Source organism: Streptomyces aurantiacus (assembly GCF_027107535.1).
Taxonomy (GTDB): domain Bacteria; phylum Actinomycetota; class Actinomycetes; order Streptomycetales; family Streptomycetaceae; genus Streptomyces.
On sequence record NZ_CP114283.1, the window covers coordinates 1,102,029 to 1,119,801 of the forward strand.

15 protein-coding genes and 1 tRNA gene are annotated in these 17,773 nt (G+C 70.7%); 10 read left to right on the plus strand and 6 right to left on the minus strand.

The window, feature by feature from the left end; all coding sequences use genetic code 11:
- The first annotated feature begins 191 nt into the window (after positions 1–191).
- The 3 genes from O1Q96_RS06655 to O1Q96_RS06665 all read left to right on the plus strand — a co-directional run bounded on the left by O1Q96_RS06655 (position 192) and on the right by O1Q96_RS06665 (position 2,443).
- Positions 192–506, plus strand: a complete 315-nt coding sequence (locus O1Q96_RS06655) for a DUF6412 domain-containing protein (RefSeq protein ID WP_269247275.1) — start codon at positions 192–194, stop codon at positions 504–506.
- A gap of 164 nt (positions 507–670) precedes the next feature.
- Positions 671–1,438 carry a YidC/Oxa1 family membrane protein insertase gene (locus O1Q96_RS06660; protein ID WP_269253507.1) on the plus strand — a complete coding sequence of 256 codons (768 nt, stop codon included), beginning with the start codon at positions 671–673 and terminating at the stop codon, positions 1,436–1,438.
- A 147-nt stretch (positions 1,439–1,585) separates the two neighbouring features.
- A complete protein-coding gene (locus O1Q96_RS06665; protein WP_269247276.1) occupies positions 1,586–2,443 on the plus strand; it encodes a fumarylacetoacetate hydrolase family protein in 858 nt (285 codons plus the stop codon).
- 226 nt (positions 2,444–2,669) lie between these two features.
- Here the strand turns inward: O1Q96_RS06665 and O1Q96_RS06670 are convergent, their stop codons facing one another.
- Together O1Q96_RS06670 and O1Q96_RS06675 are read right to left on the minus strand one after the other, a co-directional pair.
- Positions 2,670–3,152, minus strand: coding sequence for a heme-degrading domain-containing protein (locus tag O1Q96_RS06670; protein WP_269247277.1), 483 nt, complete (start codon positions 3,150–3,152; stop codon positions 2,670–2,672).
- Complete coding sequence (locus O1Q96_RS06675; RefSeq protein ID WP_269247278.1) at positions 3,149–4,270, minus strand: Gfo/Idh/MocA family oxidoreductase; 1,122 nt, start codon at positions 4,268–4,270, stop codon at positions 3,149–3,151. Before O1Q96_RS06675 ends, O1Q96_RS06670 begins: the two co-directional genes overlap by 4 nt.
- 300 nt (positions 4,271–4,570) lie before the next feature.
- Between O1Q96_RS06675 and O1Q96_RS06680 the strand changes: the two genes are divergently transcribed.
- From O1Q96_RS06680 to O1Q96_RS06705, 6 genes are all read left to right on the plus strand, one after another.
- Positions 4,571–5,758: an ROK family transcriptional regulator gene (locus tag O1Q96_RS06680; RefSeq protein ID WP_269253508.1), complete on the plus strand. Its 1,188-nt coding sequence runs from the start codon at positions 4,571–4,573 to the stop codon at positions 5,756–5,758.
- A gap of 236 nt (positions 5,759–5,994) precedes the next feature.
- On the plus strand, positions 5,995–6,825 hold the full coding sequence (locus tag O1Q96_RS06685) for a hypothetical protein (RefSeq protein WP_269253509.1): 831 nt from the start codon (positions 5,995–5,997) through the stop codon (positions 6,823–6,825).
- A 242-nt stretch (positions 6,826–7,067) separates the two neighbouring features.
- On the plus strand, positions 7,068–7,847 hold the full coding sequence (locus tag O1Q96_RS06690; RefSeq protein WP_217455048.1) for an HAD-IIA family hydrolase: 780 nt from the start codon (positions 7,068–7,070) through the stop codon (positions 7,845–7,847).
- Between the two features lie 96 nt (positions 7,848–7,943).
- Positions 7,944–8,543, plus strand: coding sequence for a hypothetical protein (locus O1Q96_RS06695; RefSeq protein ID WP_269247279.1), 600 nt, complete (start codon positions 7,944–7,946; stop codon positions 8,541–8,543).
- Positions 8,544–8,549: 6 nt separating this feature from the next.
- The gene (locus tag O1Q96_RS06700) at positions 8,550–9,233 is read left to right on the plus strand and encodes a class F sortase (protein ID WP_269247280.1); all 684 of its coding nucleotides are present in this window, start codon (positions 8,550–8,552) and stop codon (positions 9,231–9,233) included.
- A 526-nt stretch (positions 9,234–9,759) separates the two neighbouring features.
- The gene (locus O1Q96_RS06705; protein WP_269247281.1) at positions 9,760–10,776 is read left to right on the plus strand and encodes a glycoside hydrolase family 6 protein; all 1,017 of its coding nucleotides are present in this window, start codon (positions 9,760–9,762) and stop codon (positions 10,774–10,776) included.
- A 112-nt stretch (positions 10,777–10,888) separates the two neighbouring features.
- Here O1Q96_RS06705 and glxA read toward each other — a convergent pair whose 3' ends face one another.
- The 4 genes from glxA to O1Q96_RS06725 all read right to left on the minus strand — a co-directional run bounded on the left by glxA (position 10,889) and on the right by O1Q96_RS06725 (position 16,081).
- Entirely contained in the window at positions 10,889–12,826 is a 1,938-nt protein-coding gene (glxA, locus tag O1Q96_RS06710) for a radical copper oxidase GlxA (protein ID WP_269247282.1), read from the minus strand.
- Between the two features lie 94 nt (positions 12,827–12,920).
- Positions 12,921–14,903 (minus strand): glycosyltransferase family 2 protein, encoded by a 1,983-nt coding sequence (locus O1Q96_RS06715; RefSeq protein WP_269247283.1) that lies wholly within the window; start codon positions 14,901–14,903, stop codon positions 12,921–12,923.
- Positions 14,904–15,217: 314 nt separating this feature from the next.
- Positions 15,218–15,928, minus strand: coding sequence for a FadR/GntR family transcriptional regulator (locus tag O1Q96_RS06720; RefSeq protein ID WP_269247284.1), 711 nt, complete (start codon positions 15,926–15,928; stop codon positions 15,218–15,220).
- A gap of 79 nt (positions 15,929–16,007) precedes the next feature.
- Positions 16,008–16,081 (minus strand) — tRNA-Lys (locus tag O1Q96_RS06725).
- 300 nt (positions 16,082–16,381) lie between these two features.
- Between O1Q96_RS06725 and O1Q96_RS06730 the strand changes: the two genes are divergently transcribed.
- Positions 16,382–17,767 (plus strand): peptidoglycan-binding protein, encoded by a 1,386-nt coding sequence (locus O1Q96_RS06730; RefSeq protein WP_269247285.1) that lies wholly within the window; start codon positions 16,382–16,384, stop codon positions 17,765–17,767.
- Positions 17,768–17,773 lie beyond the last annotated feature (6 nt).

Here is a 17,773-nt window from a genome sequence, read left to right on the forward strand (position 1 = left end):
CGTCCCGCGGAGCCGAAAGGGAAGTGCGCCGATCCGGGCGTGCGGCACCCGGCGGCAGCGGCTCCCGGAAACCGGATCCTGTATAACGGCAGGAGGCCACAGAGCCGGAAGAACCCGTGAGCCGGACCCGTGAGCCGGACCGCGCGAGAACTCACGAGGGCTCACGAGGGAAGAGGGAAGGAGGACAGCCGATGACGAAAACCTGGGCGCAGCTGAAGCCCGCCGTCGTGCTGCTCGTCGTCCTCCTTCAGGTGGCGCTCCTCGACACCGGCAGCCTCTCCGGAGCCGTCGCCGTCGCGTTCGCCGCGACCGCCGCGGCCGGGTCCGCGCTCACGGCCTGTTCCCTCATCGCCTCGCGCCTCGCGCCCGCCGTGCCCCGTACGAGAGTGCGTACGGCCATGCGCGACCGTGAGCAGCGCACGGCGTTCCTGCCGCAGCGTGACCCCGACGCTCGGGGCCGCAGGCGTCCCCGAGCACCCGGCCGCTCCCTCCTGACGGCCGCGTAGGGGAATCCCAGGAACTCCGTTCCTTCTTCTTGTTCCTCCTCGTTCCTTCCGCTGCCCCTTCGCGGGTCGTCATGCCGACGCACGTCACGTCTCACCTCTTCGGCACGACGAGACCCACGGAGGGCTCACCCATGTCCGCCTTTTCTTCCGTCTTCGCTTCCTTCATGTCCGTGTTCGCGAGCCTCGTCGAAGGACTCGCCGATCTGGTCGAACCGGTCTTCCAGGCCTCCGCGGCGGCAGCCGCGATCGTCCTGTTCACCGCGTTCGTACGACTCCTCGTGCACCCCCTGTCGCGGGCCTCGGCGCGTGGGCAGCGGGCGCGGGCCGCGCTGCAGCCGCGGATCGCCGAGCTGCGGAAGAAGCACGGGAAGAACCCCGAGAAGCTGCAGAAGGCGGTGCTGGCGCTGCACGCCGAGGAGAAGGTGTCGCCGCTCTCCGGCTGCCTGCCCAGCCTCTTCCAGCTGCCGGCCTTCTTCCTGCTCTACCACCTCTTCTCCAACTCGCGGATCGGCGGCGAGGCCAACTCCCTGCTCGCCCACCACCTCTTCGCCGCCCCGCTCGGCGACCGGTGGGCGGACGCCCTCCGGGACGGCGGGATCTTCGGCGCGCCGGGGCTGGTCTACCTGGGCCTGTTCGTGATCGTCGCGGCCGTCGCCACCTTCAACTACCGGCGTACGAAGCAGATGATGGCGAACGGCGCCCAGGCGGCCCCGGCGGCCGGCGGCGCCCCGGGTGAGCAGCCGGTGCCCGGGCTCGGCGCGATCACCAGGATCATGCCGCTGATGTCGTTCTTCACCCTGGTCACCGTGGCCGTCGTGCCCCTGGCCGCGGCGCTGTACGTGGTGACCAGCACGACGTGGAGCGCGGTGGAGCGGGCTGTCCTGTACCGGGACATGCCGGGCGCGGCGCCGGCCGCCGCCGTACTCGGCTGACATGGTGGGAGGCGCGGAGCGCGGGTGGTTACGGTCCAGTCCGTGAACCGGGTATTGCGGACTGGACGTCGACCTTGGAGGATCGACCAGTCCTCCGATGGCTGCACCCGTCGGTCGGGCCGCCCGCGATCAAGGGAGATAGTGCTCATGAAGCTGTTGCGAGTCGGTACGGCGGGGGCCGAGCGTCCCGCGCTGCTCGATGCCGAGGGGGTCCTGCGGGACCTGTCGGGCATCGTGCCGGACATCGACGGGGCGCTGCTCGCCGACGACGCGGCGCTCGGCCGGATCCGTACCGCCGCCGAGACCGGGGAACTGCCCGCGCTCGACGCGGCCGGGCTGCGGGTCGGCCCGCCGCTCGCCCGGATCGGCAAGATCGTCTGCATCGGCCTCAACTACCACGACCACGCCAAGGAGACCGGCGCCGAGCCGCCCACCGAGCCGGTGATCTTCTTCAAGGCGGCGGACACGGTCGTCGGGCCGCACGACACGGTGCTCGTGCCGCGTGGCTCGGTGAAGACCGACTGGGAGGTCGAACTCGCGGTCGTCATCGGGCGTACGGCGCGCTATGTCGCCTCGCGCGAGGACGCGCTCGGACATGTCGCCGGGTACGCGGTGGCGCACGACGTGTCCGAGCGGGAGTTCCAGATCGAGCGCGGCGGGACCTGGGACAAGGGGAAGAACTGCGAGACGTTCAACCCGCTCGGGCCGTGGCTCGTGACGGCGGACGAGGTTCCCGACCCGCAGGCGCTCGGGCTGAAGCTTTGGGTCAACGGGAAGCTGAGGCAGGACGGCAGCACGTCCGACCAGATCTTCTCCGTGGCCGAAGTCGTGCGGTACGTGAGTCAGTTCATGACTCTCTATCCCGGGGACGTCATCAACACCGGTACGCCGGCGGGGGTTGCGCTCGGGATGCCCGAGCCGAAGCCGTTCCTTCGGGTGGGGGATGTCGTGGAGCTGGAGATCGAGGGGCTGGGGCGGCAGCGGCAGGAGTTCGGCTCGGCATAGCGCTCCGCTGGGGGCGGTTGGGCGGGGGCGGTGCGTTGATGGGTGCGGGTTCGTTGGGGCTGGTCTCGCAGTTCCCCGCGCCCCTTAAAAGAGTGCGCCGTTCTCCGCGCCCCCTAAAAGATTGCGCAGTTCCCCGCGCCCCCTAAAAAAGAGGCTGCGCCGTTGCCCGCGCCCCTAAAGGGTTGCGCCCCCCCCAAAGAGGGGGGCGCGGTGGGCTCCGCACTGCCTAGCGGGGTGCGGGCCTCATGAAGTGTTCCAGGGCCTCTACGACCATTGCGTGGTCCTCCAGTTGGGGGAGGCCCGAGACCACCACCGTGCCGATGACTCCTGTGCCCTCGACCGTGAGGGGGAAGGCTCCGCCGTGGGCCGCGTAGGTGTCCGGGTCCAGGCTGGAGGAGTCCTCGAAAGTGGTGTTCTTGGCGCGGAAACGGGTGCCCACCAGGAGCGACGAGGCGGCGTAACGCTCGACCACTCGGCGCTTGCGGTCGATCCAGGCGTCGTTGTCCGGGGTCGAGCCGGGGAGCGCGGCGTGGAAGAGCTGCTGGCCGCCGCGGCGGATGTCGATCGCGACGGGGGCCTCGCGCTCGCGGGCCAGCTCGACCAGCAGCGTGCCGAGCCTCCACGCGTCCTCGTACGTGAAGCGGGGGAGCGTCAGCCGGCGCTCCTGCTCCTCCAGTTCGGCGACGGTCGGTGCGGTGGGCGTGGTCACAGGGTCACCGTCACGTTCTCGCGGGCCGAGCGGTGCGCGGCTTCCAGGACGTCCAGGGCTGCGGCGGCCTCCAGCGCGGTGACCGGGTTCTCGCCGGTGCCGCTCAGGGCGGCGGCGACGGCCGCGTAGTACGCGGGGTACGTGCCGGGGAGGGTCGGGACCGGAGTGCCGCCGCCTGTCGACGGGGACTCTCCGGAGCCGACGCGGCCCCACAGCTCCTCGGGCTCGACGCCCCACTCCTTCTCGCGGCCCGCGACCGGGCGCTCGCCGTCGCGCAAGGCGGCCTCCTGGGGATCGAGGCCGTACTTCACGTAACCGGCCTTCGAACCCAGCGTGCGCAAACGCGGGCCGAGCTGGGCGGTCGTCGCGGAGGCGTGCAGGTGGGAGCGGACGCCGTTCGTGTGCGTGATCGCGATGAACGTGTCGTCGTCGGCCTCGGCACCCGGGCGGCGTACGACCGACTCCGCGTACACCGTGGCCGCCGGGCCGAAGAGGACCAGCGCCTGGTCGACCAGGTGGCTGCCGAGGTCGTACAGCAGACCTCCGATCTCTGCCGGGTCGCCGGATTCGCGCCAGCCGCCCTTGAGCTGGGGGCGCCAGCGCTCGAAGCGGGACTCGAAGCGGTAGACGTCCCCGAGGTCGCCCTCGGAGATCAGCTGCCGCAGCGTCAGGAAGTCGTTGTCCCAGCGCCGGTTCTGGAAGACGGAGAGCAGCAGGCCGCGCTCGTCGGCGAGGGCGGCGAGCTCGCGGGCCTCCGCCGCCGTGCCCGCGATCGGCTTGTCGACGACGACCGGAAGGCCCGCCTCGAGGGCGGCCTTCGCGATCGGCACGTGTGTCCTGTTCGGGGACGCGATGACGATGAGGTCCAGCTCGTCGGCGCGCTGCCACAGCTCGTCGGGGGCCGCCGCGATCCGTACGTCCGGGAACTCGCCCTTCGCCTGCTGCTGCCGCTCCGGGTTCCCGGTGACGACCGTGTCGAGGGTGAGTCCCTCGGTGGCGGCGATCAGCGGGGCGTGGAAGACGGAGCCCGCGAGACCGTAGCCGACGAGGCCCACGCGGAAGGGGGCCTTGCGGACGGGGCCCGCGCCGGGGGAGGTGCCAGATCCTGTGCCAGTCATGCAACCCACTTAAGCAACGCTGTTGCCAAAGTGCAAGCGCGGGGAACAATGGGGTGTGGACGCGAGCGATGGGGAGGGATCCGAGTGGCTGAGGCCGGAGCTGAGGCTGGAGCCGGAACCGGGGGCGACGACGGGATCGGGGTCGAGTCCGAGATTGGGGAGGGGGCCGGGGCCGGGGCCGGGGCCGGTTCCGGGATCGGGGACGGTTCCGGGGCGGTTTCGGAGGCCGGGCCGGACCGGGTGCCCCAGGTGACCGCGGCGGCCAGGACGCCCGGGACCTCCGCGGCGGCCGGGTCGTCCGTGGCAGGGCTGCCGGGTGCGGCCGGGGCGAACCTGCTCGCGCTGCGCAGTCACAACGCCGCGCTGCTGCTCGACCTGCTGCGGCGGGCCGGGCGGGCGGGGATGAGCCGCCTCGAACTCGCCGGGCGTACGGGGCTGACCCCGCAGGCCGTCAGCAAGATCACCGCCCGGTTGCGGGAGGACGGCCTGGTGACCGAGGCCGGACGGCAGGCCTCCACCGGAGGCAAGCCACGGACCGTGCTGCGGCTGGTGCCCGAGGCCGGGCACGCGGTGGGACTGCATCTCGACCGGGACGAGCTCCGGGCGGTTCTGGTCGACCTCACCGGGGCGGTCGTGGCGGAGCGGCGGACCGGGCTCGGTCTGGGAGCCGGAGCCGTGGCCGTGCTGGAGACGGTCGTGAGCGAGGCCAGGGTGCTGGTGGAAGGGCTGCGGGCGGGGGCTGCGGGCGCTTCGGGGCGGGCCGGGGCCGGGAGGAACCGGCCCGCTGCCGAGTCCACCGTCCTCGGTGTCGGTGTCGCCATGCCGGGCCCCCTCGACCACACGCACGGCGTGCTGCACCGGGTGACCGGGTTCCCCGAGTGGGACGGGTTTCCGCTGCGGGACGCACTGGCGCGGCGGCTCGGGGTGCCTGTCGTGCTGGACAAGGACACGAACGCCGCGGCGCTCGGGCTGGCGGTCCGGGGCGTCGGGGGCGAGGTCGGATCCTTCGCGTACCTGCATCTCGGTACGGGGCTGGGGGCCGGGCTCGTACTCGGCGGGGCAGTGCATCGCGGGGCCAGGACCGGGGCGGGGGAGTTCGGACATCAGGTCGTCCAGCTGGACGGGCCGCCCTGCCCGTGCGGCAACCGGGGCTGTGTGGAGGTGCTCTGCCTCGCGGCCGTGGCCCGGGGCGACATCGACGAGGCGGCACGTGTCCTCGGGGAAGGCGCCGCGAACCTCGTCGGGCTCCTCGACATCGACCTCGTACTGCTCGGGGGGCGCACGGTCGCCGCCGAGCCGGAGCGGTTCGTGCGGGGGGTGGCGGCCGTGCTGGACGCCCGGGCCCGCGCCCGTGGCCGCGCGCGGCGCGAGGACGGGGACGGGCCCGGGGCCGTGCCCGTGCGGGGTGTCTCCGGTGGGGAGGGGGTGGTGGCGGAGGGGGCGGCTCAGTTGTTGCTGGCGCCGCTGTTCGGGAGGGCGGAGGCGTGAATGAGGGGTGCGGGTGCCCTCTTCGCGCAATCGCTTCCGCGGGTCCGATGTGACGTGTGGGTGGTGGAGGGCTGGTCGCGCAGTTCCCCACGCCCCTGACGGGGCCGCCGATGCCTCGGAAGCGGTCGGGGCGGTCGGTGTGATGGACCGAGCGGGTGGATCGACGCGTCCGGACGGGCGTCGTCCTCGGCGTGCCGGGGTCGGCGGCCCGTGCCCCCTGGCAGGCTCCCGTGTCCATGCGACTGAGCAAGCCCGTGTCTCTTGCCGTAAGCGCTGCAGCCGCCCTCTTCTCCGTGCCCGCCGGGCAGGTCTCCGCGCAGGCCCTCTCCCCGTCCGCGTCCGACCGTCACGTCGGCCGGCCCGAACCCGGCCGGGCCTCGTGCGCCTCGTCCGGAAAGCGGGATTTTCCCGTTCGCACCCGGATCCACGGCGGACCGGACACCTACGACGCCGGAGGCGGGTTCCGGACCTGGTACATCGACCTCACCAACACCACCGACTCCACCTGCGGGAACATCCACCCCGTCGTCGTCCTGGTGGACGGGAAGCGGGCGCTGACGTCGAAGCAGCCGCGCCTGGAGTTCTACGACGGGGAGCGGCCCCGCCCCGTGACCTTCGAACGGACCGAGGAGGACGAGCACATCGGAGTGCTCGGCTCCACGGGGAAGGACGACTTCCCGGGGTTCACCGTGGCCCCCGGCAAGACCCTCTCCGTCAGGATGAGGCTCGCGGTCACCTCGGAGGCCGTGGCCAACGACGTGGTCGCCAACGCCGCCGTCGTCCAGCGGCACGAGGACGACGGCGCCTGGGTGGGCCAGTCGAACGACTACCGGTTCCGCATCGTCGGCGAAGACGACGAAGGGGCGGGAGCGCGGGAGAGCGAGCGGCCCGGCGACGGGAACCGGCAGGGCGATCCCGACGGTGTACCGGACGCGATCCCGTTCGCCGAGGAGCTGGCCCGCACGGGCCGCGACTCGCCCCGCGCGGCCCTCGCCGCGGGGGCCGGCGCGCTGCTGCTCCTGGGCGCGGGCGCCGCCGCCGTGTTCGCCGCACGCCGCAGGCGCTGACCCGCGCGGCCGGTCCCCGCACCCGGGCCACCTCTCCCGCCCCTCCCCGCACCTCTCCTGCCGCTCCACGCACCGTCCCGCCCCCTCCACCAAGATCGAGCGGATGGCTAGTCTGGGGGCGTCGGCACACAGCTGTGTCTGGTGACGTCGGCACACCGCCGTGACGGCGTCCCCGCACACGGCACATTCCGCACGGCACACCCGCACGGCTCACGCAGCACGCGTACGGCAGGAGACGGCACATGGCAGAGCGCAAGCCCATCGAATCGTGGCTCACGGACATGGACGGGGTGCTCATCCACGAGGGCGTGCCGATCCCCGGCGCCGACGCCTTCATAAAGAAGCTCAGGGAGTCCGGGAAGCCCTTCCTGGTCCTCACCAACAACTCCATCTACACGGCCCGTGACCTGCACGCCCGGCTGCGGCGGATGGGCCTGGACGTGCCCGTCGAGAACATCTGGACCTCCGCCCTGGCAACCGCCCAGTTCCTGGACGACCAGCGCCCCGAGGGCACCGCGTACGTCATCGGCGAGGCGGGCCTGACCACGGCCCTGCACGACATCGGGTACGTGCTGACCGACCACGACCCCGACTACGTGGTCCTCGGCGAGACCCGTACGTACTCCTTCGAGGCCATGACGAAGGCGGTGCGGCTGATCAACGACGGCGCCCGTTTCATCGCCACGAACCCCGACGAGACCGGCCCGTCCGCCGAGGGCGCGCTGCCCGCCACCGGTGCGGTCGCCGCGCTGATCACCAAGGCGACCGGCAAGAAGCCGTACTTCGCGGGCAAGCCCAACCCGCTGATGATGCGGACGGGACTCAACACCATCGGGGCGCACTCCGAGACCAGCGCGATGATCGGTGACCGCATGGACACCGACGTCCTGGCCGGCCTGGAGGCGGGCATGGAGACCTTCCTCGTCCTCACCGGTCTCACCACGCCCGCGGAGATCGAGAAGTACCCGTACCGCCCGTCCACGGTCGTCGACTCCATCGCGGACCTCGTCGAGCGCGTCTGAGCCCCTCGGACGGCCACCCGTACGGAGCAGCGGGCCCCCTCCCCGGATGCGCCCGCGTGCCCCGGGGAGGACGCTCCAGGTATCTGGAGGTTCACGATGGGTTCACTGCGACTCACTCTCTGCGCCGGGGCGGTGGCCGCCGCCGCGCTCACCCCGGTCGCGTACGCGGCCGACGGAGGCGTCCGGGTGTCCCCGGGGTCCCCGGCCCCCGGCAGCGACATCCAGCTGCGGGTCAAGGGCTGCACCGGGATGTCCGGCACCGCCGCGTCCGAGGCGTTCGTCGCCGACGCGCAGCTCACCGGGAAGCCCGGTGCCCTGACCGGCGAGACCCGGGTCCGCTCGACGCTCGACCCCGGCACGTACGACGTCAAGGTGACCTGCGACGGCTTCGAGGACAAGGTCAAGGGCACCGTCACCGTCGTCGAGAAGGGGCAGCGCAAGAAGCCGGAGAAGGACGAGCAGGGCAAGGACGAGCAGGACAAGCGCAAGGACCCCGCCGCGTCGCCCGCCGCGCCCGCGTCCCCCGTCGCGCCCGTGCAGGCGGGCGGCGGCGGCTCCGCCCGGCTCGCCGCAGCCGAGGCCGAGTCGGAAGGGCCCGGCACCCGGCACGCGGTCGTCGGCCTGGTCCTCGCCACAGTCGCCGCCGTCGCCGTCGCGGTCAGCAGCGCCCGCCGGGGGCGCCGCCGTACGGACTGAGCGGCCATGTCCGACCGGAACCACCGGGAAGACCGGGAACGCACCCCCGGCAGCGGCCGGCTCCTGATGGGAGTGGCCTGGGCGCTGCTGCTGCTCGGGCTGTGGCTGTGGGGCCGCGAGGTCACCGACGTACGCCAGGGCATATCCTCGCCGACCACCGGCGACGTGGCAGCCGTCGGACGGCCGCTCGGCGTCGAACTGCCGCCCGCGGTCGAGCCGTTGGGTGACGCGCGCCCGCAGCGCGTGGACATACCCGCGCTGGGCGTGCAGGCACCCGTGGTGACCCGCGGGCTCGACCGGCGCGGAGCGATCGACCCGCCGCCGTACGGACAGCCCGGAACCGTCGGCTGGTACGGCGGCGGCGCACGGCCCGGGGCGGCCGGGACCGCGCTGCTCGTCGGGCACGTGGACACCGAGACGCGGCCCGCCGTCTTCTACCACCTCAGCGAGGTGCGGCCGGGCGCGACGGTCCGGGTCATCCGTGACGACGGGACGGTCGCCGAGTTCACCGTCGAGGACGTCCAGGTCTTCGCCCGGGACCGCTTCGACGCCCAGAAGGTGTACGGGACACGGCAGACCGGCCGCGCCGAACTGCGCCTGATCACCTGCGGCGGCTCCTTCGACCGGGACAGCCGCAGTTACACGGCGAACGTGGTCGTCTCCGCGTACCTCAGCGGCACCGGCCTGTGAGCCGCCCGCCTTCGAGCGGCACCTGGCCCGGTCGACGACCCGCTCCCCCCGGAGTCGTCGACCGGGCTGGTCCTCGACCGTGCGCGCACGGGCTGCGGGAGTAACCCGGCGACCGGCACGGGAGGTTCGGGGGCCCGTCGGAGTACGCACGGATGATCCGACAGCCGGGGCCGGGGCCGTCTGGGAAGACTCTAGAACGTATGAGCGTTCCGGCCTAGGGTCTGTATGACGCCAAGTCCCGTGACGGTGGCACTGCGTAATCCATGCAGCTGGCCGCGGCACGGACGCGCTTTGTGTGCCCAGGGCCCGGCTCCCCGGCATCCCGGCAGGACAGCCGCACGGTGGCCGGACGGCGGCCCCGGGCGCGGCACCGCGTCGAATGTCCGCCCTGTCCGGCCGCCGGGAGCCGAACCCCGTCGCGAGGGGCTGTAACAGCTGACCGACAAGGAATGACTGCGGGCGTGGGCGCCTCGGCGGGTATGTCAGGATTGGTGCTTCGGACGGTGCACCCGAGGGGGAGTTTTCGATGTACGGGAGCAGGGGGGCCGGGGCCAGGGCGTCCGTGGCGGTGGCCGGAGCTGTGCTGCTGCTCGCGGGGTGTTCCTCCTCGGGCGGCGACGGCGAGAAGGACGAGCCGGGCGCCAGGATGAGCCAGCAGCCCAAGGACAAGGACCCGTTCTGGGTGAACCCGGACGGGAACGCGGCCGAGCAGGTCGCCACCTACGCGAAGGACGGCAAGGACAAGGACGCCGAACTGATCCGTACGATCGCCGAGCAGCCCACCGGGGAGTGGCTGACTCCGGAGAACGCCGAGCAGGAGGCACGCGGTTTCACCGAGGCCGCGACGAAGGCCGACCGGGACGCGCTCCTCGTCGTCTACAACATCCCGCACCGCGACTGCGGCCAGTTCTCCGGCGGCGGCGCCGCGGACGGGAACGCGTACCGGGCCTTCATCGACCAGGTCGCCAAGGGCATCGGCGACCGCGCGGCCTCGGTGATCCTGGAGCCGGACGCCGTCCTGCACCTGGTGGACGGCTGCACTCCGGACGAGTTCCACGAGGAGCGCTACGACCTCCTGCGGGGCGCGGTCGAGAAGCTCAAGTCCCTGAAGAACACGAAGGTCTACCTGGACGCGGGCAACGCGGGCTGGGGCAAGTCCGACGACATCGCCGAGCCGCTGAAGCTGGCGGGCGTCGAGGCGGCCGACGGCTTCTCGGTCAACGTCTCCAACTTCTACACGACGGCCGACAGCACGAAGTACGGCAAGGAGCTGTCGTCGAAGGTCGGCAACAAACCGTTCGTGATCGACACCAGCCGCAACGGCAACGGACCGTATACGGAGGGCGATCCGAAGGAGAACTGGTGCAACCCGCCGGGTCGCGCGCTGGGCGAGTCGCCCACGACGAAGACCGGGGACGAGCTCGTCGACGCCTACCTGTGGGTCAAGCGGCCCGGCGAGTCCGACGGCACGTGCAAGGACGGGCCGAAGGCGGGGCAGTGGTGGCCGGAGTACGCGCTGAAACTCGCGAAGGCCAGTAAGTAGAGCCAGTGGGCAGGCCCGGTGGGCAGCGGGCCGCACTGGTCGAGTACGTGACTGGGGGCGCCCTCCGAAGCGGAGGGCGCCCCCAGTCACGTAGCCGTCGGCTCCCGGTCGGTCAGGGGATCTTCACCCACTGGGCCTTGCTGGGGGTGCCCTGGTCGTCCGTCACGAACAGCATGTACCAGCCGGACTCGACGAGGTTGCGGCTCTTCGGGACGGTGACCTCGATGCCGTCCTTCGTCTTCTCGAAGTCCAGCGCGATCGACCGCTGGTCGACGTCGGTGACGTGCGTCGACGCGCTCGGCCGGATCAGCCGGGCCGTCTTGATCGACGAGGCGTGCTGCGTCGAGAACGCCGCCGACTCACCGCGCTCGATGGTCTTCGGGCCGCCGGACAGCGTCGGCCGCGAACCCTGGAACAGATACGGCGGCGTGTAGATCTCGACCCGCTGCTCGAACTTGCCCGGCTTGGTGTTGGCCTTGTCGGCGTAGAGCGAGTCCGAGCCGAAGAACATCACGCGGCCGTCGGGCAGCAGGATCGACCCCGAGTGGTAGTTGCGCCCCACCAGCGGGTCGGCGACCCGCCTGAACTCGTTGCTCTTCGAGTCGTACATCCGGGCCTGGAGGATGTTGGAGTCGCCGCGGCCGCGGTAGTCCTCCGAGCCGCCGGACACCAGCACGTCGTCGTCGGGCAGGATCGAGTACTGCGGGTAGCGCGTGCCCTTCTCCATCTCGGGCCCGTCCACGAACTTCGGGTCGTCGGCCAGCAGGTCGATGATGCGGGTCTTCTTGCTGGACTTCTTGGACTCGCCGACCCCGCCACCGCCGATGACCATGTACTTCTCGTCCTGCGCGGGCGGCAGCAGCACCGTGCCCGCGGTCTCCAGGAGCTTCGGGTCGGACAGGCCGGGGAGCTTCTTGAACTTGTTCGTCTTCAGGTCCCAGACGCCCGGGTCACGGCCGACGTCGTCGGGCCCGTAGCCGGCGTTCGCGCCCGAGTAGAACAGCTTGCCGTTCTGCATCAGGGAGATCGCCGGATAGGTCGGGAACTGCCGGATCCCCTTGGTGTACGTCCACTTCTTGGTCTTCGGGTCGTACACCTCGTTCTTGCCCGGCACCAGCTGGCCGATCTCGTCCAGGCCGGAGAGGCTCAGGATCTTGCCGTCGGACAGCGTGGTGAGGGTGGGGTACCAGCGCGCCTCGTTCATCGGGTCGACCTTGATGTACTTCTCGGCGACCGGGTCGAACTCGAAGGCGTCCTTGATGCCCTGGAAGTCCTTCTTGTCGAGGGCGAGCTTCTCGGCGATGCCGTACGTGTTGCGGGTGTCGGCGCCCGACAGGCCCTGCACGCGGTAGTTGTCCTGCGTACCCGTCTCGTACTTGGCGCCGCTCTTCTGCGCCTCCACGTAGATACGGCCGAGCCCCGGCTCGTTGCGCAGGAACTTGCCGGTCGCCGGGTCGAAGACCTTCTTGGCCCGTTCGACGTTGACCGGGTCCTTCGACACGAACGTCTTGCCGTTCTCCTTGCCCGTGAAGCGGGTGCCGGCGGGCAGGGTGATCGGCTTGTCGGGGTTCTCGTTGTGGACGACCATCAGGCCGCCCGCCTTGGTGATGTCGCCCTTGAGCTTCTCGTACCGCTTGGTGCCGCCCGCGATCAGCAGGTTGCCGTTGGGCAGCTGGGTGTGGCCCGTGCAGAACAGGTCGGCCGGCGTCGGGACCTTCTTGATCGTCTTCTTGACCGGGTCCCAGATGCGCGTGTCGAACTTCTTCGCGTCGAAGTTGTCCTGGTTGTTGCCCGAGCCCGCGATCAGCAGGATCTTGCCCGTGTGCAGGAGCGCGGCGTGGATGGTGTTGAGCCGGAACTCCTCCGGGAACTCGACCACGTCCCACTTGCCGTTGTCGGCCTTGTACTCGGGCCTGTTGATCTTGTACTCGTGGTACTGCTCCGACCCGAAGCGGTAGAGCGCGGGTCCGTTCATCCCGGCCAGCGCAAGCACCACTGCCGCACCTATCGCGATGCGGCGGGCGCGGCGGCGGCTGGAACCGTCTTTCACTTCATTTCCCGTCTAACTTGTCGTGGTGGTCGGCGGCGCCCGGAGGACATCTCCGGCCCGGGGCACGAGGTGCGCGGCGCGATCGCCGCCGGCCTCAGCCCCCGGACGAATGGCGCTGCCCCCCGAGTGCGATCTGCACGGTCTGGTCGGTGCCCCCGCCCGACGCCCAGCTCGGCTTGTGCTGGGGCGTGTGCGGGGCGGCCGGAGACTGCTGGGGCTGGTGGGGGATCAGGCTGTCCTGCACGGGCGCCGGGGGCTCCTGGGGAGACCCGTGCCGGTGCTTCCTGCCCTTCTTGTCCTGCCGCATCATCCAGCGCCAGGCGAACATCGGCGAGGCCGTGATGAGCAGCGCGAACGACGCCCAGATGATCATCGCCGGGTGGGCGTGGCCGTAGACGAAACCGGCGGTGATCGAACCGCTGAAGATCGCGATGAAGTACCAGTGGTAGCGGAACGTCCCGAACCAGGTGTCCGGGCTCGCGGAGTCGCCCTTCGGGGTCACCACGAACTTGCTCTTGCGCCGCAGCATCGAGTCGATCAGGGCCTTCGCGTACAGCGGCGCCGACAGCGCGGACATGATCATGCCGGCCACACCGCCGGAGCCCTCCGGCTCGTGCGGTGAGACGTTGTGGCGGCGGTTCCAGACGTAGAGACCGATCTGCAGCGCCGAGGCGTTGCCGTAGAGCATCAGCCAGATCGCCGGGTCGATGTTCACACCCGAGGCGCCGAGACCCAGGAACAGGGCGCAGCTCAGCGCGGCCAGGATCCAGTTGAGGGCCGACATCGGGTAGAAGATGATCATCATCGTGTAGTTGAAGAACTTGCTGGGCGGCAGCGAGTAGGCGCCCTTCCAGTACTGCTTGAGGATCGTCTCGTACGTACCCCGCGACCAGCGCATCTGCTGGGTGAAGAAGTCCGTCCAGGCGTTCGGGCCCTCGCCGACCGCGAGGACGTCCGGGGTGTAGACCGAGCGCCACTTCCTGCCCGTCGCAGGGTTCTTGGCGCGGTGGATCTCGAAACCGGTCGCCATGTCCTCGGTGATCGAGTCGTACAGACCGCCGATCTGCTTCAGCGCCCTGATGCGTACGGCGTTCGAGGTGCCCACGAACATCGGTGACCCGTAGGCGTTGCCCGCCCGCTGGATCAGCGCGTGGAACAGGAACTGCTGCGACTCGGCGGCCTTGGTGATCGGGTTGTCGTAGTTGCCGTAGACCTGCGGGCCGATCACGAAGCCGATGTCCGGGTCGCGGAAGAAGCCGAGCATCCGCTCCAGGTAGTTGGGCAGCGGGACGTGGTCGGTGTCGACGGAGGCGAAGAAGTCGTAGTGGTCGCCGTGCGCGTCCAGCCAGGCGTTGTAGTTGCCGTGCTTGGTCTTGGCGCGGTGCGGGCCCTTGGGCTGGTTCCACTTCGCGACGCCCTTGCGGGAGAAGTGGTGCACGCCCAGGCGCTCGCAGACCTCCCGGACCTCGGGGTCGTTGCCCTCGTCCAGCAGCCAGACGTGCATGAGGCCGCGGTGGCGGATCTTGACCGCGGCTTCCAGGGTCTTCGTCACCATCTCCAACGGCTCCTTGCCGGGCACGAAGGAGGTGAGGAAGGCCACTCTCGTGCCGGTCTCGGGAACCACCGGGATCGGGTCGCGGGCGACCAGCGTGGCGTGCGCGTTGGACAGCACGTTCATGCAGCGGAAGAGCTCGATCAGACCGATCGAGACCAGCATCACGATGTCCAGCGCGGGCAGGAAGTCGTAGGCGGGATAGTCCCGCTCGGTCCAGTGCGAGGGCTGGAGCAGCCAGGCGAGCAGCACGACCGAGAGCAGTGGCGCGGCGCCCAGCATCAGGGCCGCGCGCAGCCGGTGCGGCTCCTGCGAGAGCAGCGTGCGGTACTGCACCTTGTACGGCTTGGTCGGATCGGGTTGGGTGAGAGGACCTGCGAGCCGGCTGTAGTGCTCGTAGTCGTATCTCGGCAGATTCTTCTTGATTCTCCGGAAAGTACCGGTCCGTGTCTGTGACGGCACCCTCAGTTGGGTGGTCTCGGACGGATCGGAGTTCTGCCGGGCGCCCGTCGGCGTCGACGTCATGAGTCTTCCCCCCACACGCGAGATGTCGCGTGCTCGTTGTTCCGTTCGCCGGCTCGTGTCCCCCTAGACATTCACAGGCGTATCAACAGCAGGCCCCTGGCACCACATCATCCACATACCCTATAGACATGGTGAAGCCGCCCTCCGGTTGCATGATGCCCCCCTCGGCATCCGTTCATGAACGGGGCCCCAATCCCCGCCTTCGGACGCAACCGGTTCCAAGCCCCCAACTGCGCTGTAACCGCAGCCTCTTGTAGCCCAGGGTTCTACGCCGTCCGTCATGATCGCAAGATGCGAAACACGGTGTTTACCGGTCATACGCGCTCATTGGGGTGCCTGATGGTCCCGCTTGGTGCTGTTGCGGTCAAGCGCGTACGAATGTTGCCAAAGTGTTCTCTTATCGCGTCCTCGGCCCTGACGGCGTCACCGGAGCGCACCGCGTCGAGGATCTCCCGGTGCTGCCGGCAGGTGACCTTCGGGTCCTGCGGCAGCTCCGCGAGGTCCGTGCGTACGCGGTGGAAGGCGTCCCAGAACGCCTCCAGGAGTTCACTCAGCAGCACGTTGCCCAGACCGCGGTGAAGGGTGGCGTGAAACGCGCGGTCGGTCTCGGCGAGGCCCGTGCCGACGGCGGCCTCGGCCTCCATGCGGTCGACCAGTGCGTCCAGGGCGGCGAGGTCGTCCGGCGGTACCCGGCCCGCGAGCCGGGAGACCAGCCCGGTCTCCACCGCCTCGCGCAGCTCCAGAAGCTGCAGGAGGCTGTCCTCGCCCCGGTAGTGCCCGGCGACCGTGCGGAAGGCCAGGCCCTCGATCATCGGCGCCATGGACATCGGCCCGACGTACGTGCCGAAGCCGTGGCGGATCTCGACGATGCCCATCGCCTGGAGAGCCTTGAGAGCCTCGCGCACGGAGTTGCGGCTGGCGCCGAGCAGCTCCATGAGGTCGGGCTCGGTCGGCAGTACGGCACCCGAGGGCAGCCGACGGTCGATGATGAGCTTCTTGATCCGCTCCTGGAGGTCGCGCGCCATGGCGAGAGGGTAGCGGGCCGTAAGGGTTCGGCCATACGCGAAGAGGCTCCTCGCTGTCGCGAGGAGCCTCTTCGTCGTGTGCGCCGCCAGGGACTCGAACCCCGGACCCGCTGATTAAGAGTCAGCTGCTCTAACCAACTGAGCTAGCGGCGCGTACGGCTCTCGCCGACGCGAGAACTCTACCGGACCCTCGCGGGCGCTCTTGACGGGGCGACGGGGGTTCCACTTGCGGTCGAGCGTCGGCTGCGGGCCGGTGGGGGCTGACCTCGCATTCCCCGCGCCCCTGTCGGGGCGCCCCCCGATCCCCCTCAGACGACTCCACCGCCGGAGGCGTCCGGCTACATCATTCGGACCGTCAACATGCGACACCCGCGACAAGTTGAGAAACTGACGAGCGTGCAGAAGCGCGGAAATCTCCAGCAGAGCCTTCAGCAGGACAACGAGGGGAAAAGCATGACCGCTCCGGTATTCGAGGAATTCGATCCCGAGAGCGATTGCGACTGTCCCGGATGTACGCACTGGCGGCGGGTGCTGCCGCATTCGGCGGCCGGCAGGATCGGCGGGCATCCGGCGGCCCTTCCCCAGGTTCTCGGCCTCGGCCGGTCCGGACGGACCCCCATGGCGCTGGCCCTCGCGGCCGCCGCGGGCACGGTGCTCGGCGCCGGCCACACGGTGCCCGCCGTCGCCGCCGCGCACGCACCGCAGCGGCCCGGCCTCCCCGTGGCCGACGAACCCGACACACCGCAGGGCGGGACGACGACGCTGCACGGCCCCGGCGGCGTCCCAGCCAGGATCAAGGCACCCCGGACGAGCCGGGCCGAGATCATCAACCGGGCCAAGGAGTGGGTCGCCGCGCAGGTGCCCTACAGCATGAGCGCGTACTGGCCCGACGGCTACCGGCAGGACTGCTCGGGCTTCGTCTCCATGGCCTGGAATCTCGGCGGGAACGAATGGACGGGCAGCCTCGACAAATACGGAGTCAGGATTCCGCGGGAAGAACTCCAGCCCGGGGACATGTTGCTCTTCCACAATCCGGCCGACCCCGAGAAAGGGTCGCACGTCGTGATTTTCGGCGGCTGGACGGATTACACGCAGAGCCATTACATCGCGTACGAGCAGGCCCGCCCGCACGCCCGCAGGCAAGCCACTCCCTACGCCTACTGGAGCAATTCGGACCGCTATCTCGCGTACCGGTACAAGGGGCTCAAAGCGGAGACGGGGAAGGACGGCGCGGGCACCGTCACCCCCGTCAGCTCTCCGGTGAAGGAGCCGGCCGCGGGTGCCTATCCCGGGGCGAGCGCCTTCGGTCCCGGCGCGAACAACGCGTTCGTCACCCGGCTGGGGCGGATGCTCGTCGCGCGGGGAGCGGGGGCGTACTACACCTCGGGGCCCGGGCCGCGCTGGTCGGACGCGGACCGGCGGGCGACCCAGGCGTTCCAGCAGGCACAGGGCTGGACCGGGGCGGACGCCGACGGGTCGCCGGGGCCGATGACCTGGGCGTACCTGGTGAGCGGGAAGGGCCGTGACATCAGGGCGGCGAGCGGCGGCAGCCCCGGCACTCCCGCGCGGCCCCCGGCCGGGGAGGTCGCCTCGCACGGCGTGCCCGGCTATCCCGGCCGGGCGCTGTTCCGGCCCGGCGCCAGCAACGCCTACGTCACCCGGCTCGGGAGGCAGCTGGTGAAGAAGGGGTTCGGCAAGCACTACGCGAAGGGTCCGGGACCGAGCTGGGGCGAGGGCGACCGGCGCAACGTCGAGGCGTTCCAGCGCGCGCAGGGGTGGCGCGGCGGGGCGGCGGACGGCTACCCGGGGCCGGAGACCTGGCGGCGGCTCTTCTCCTGACGGACC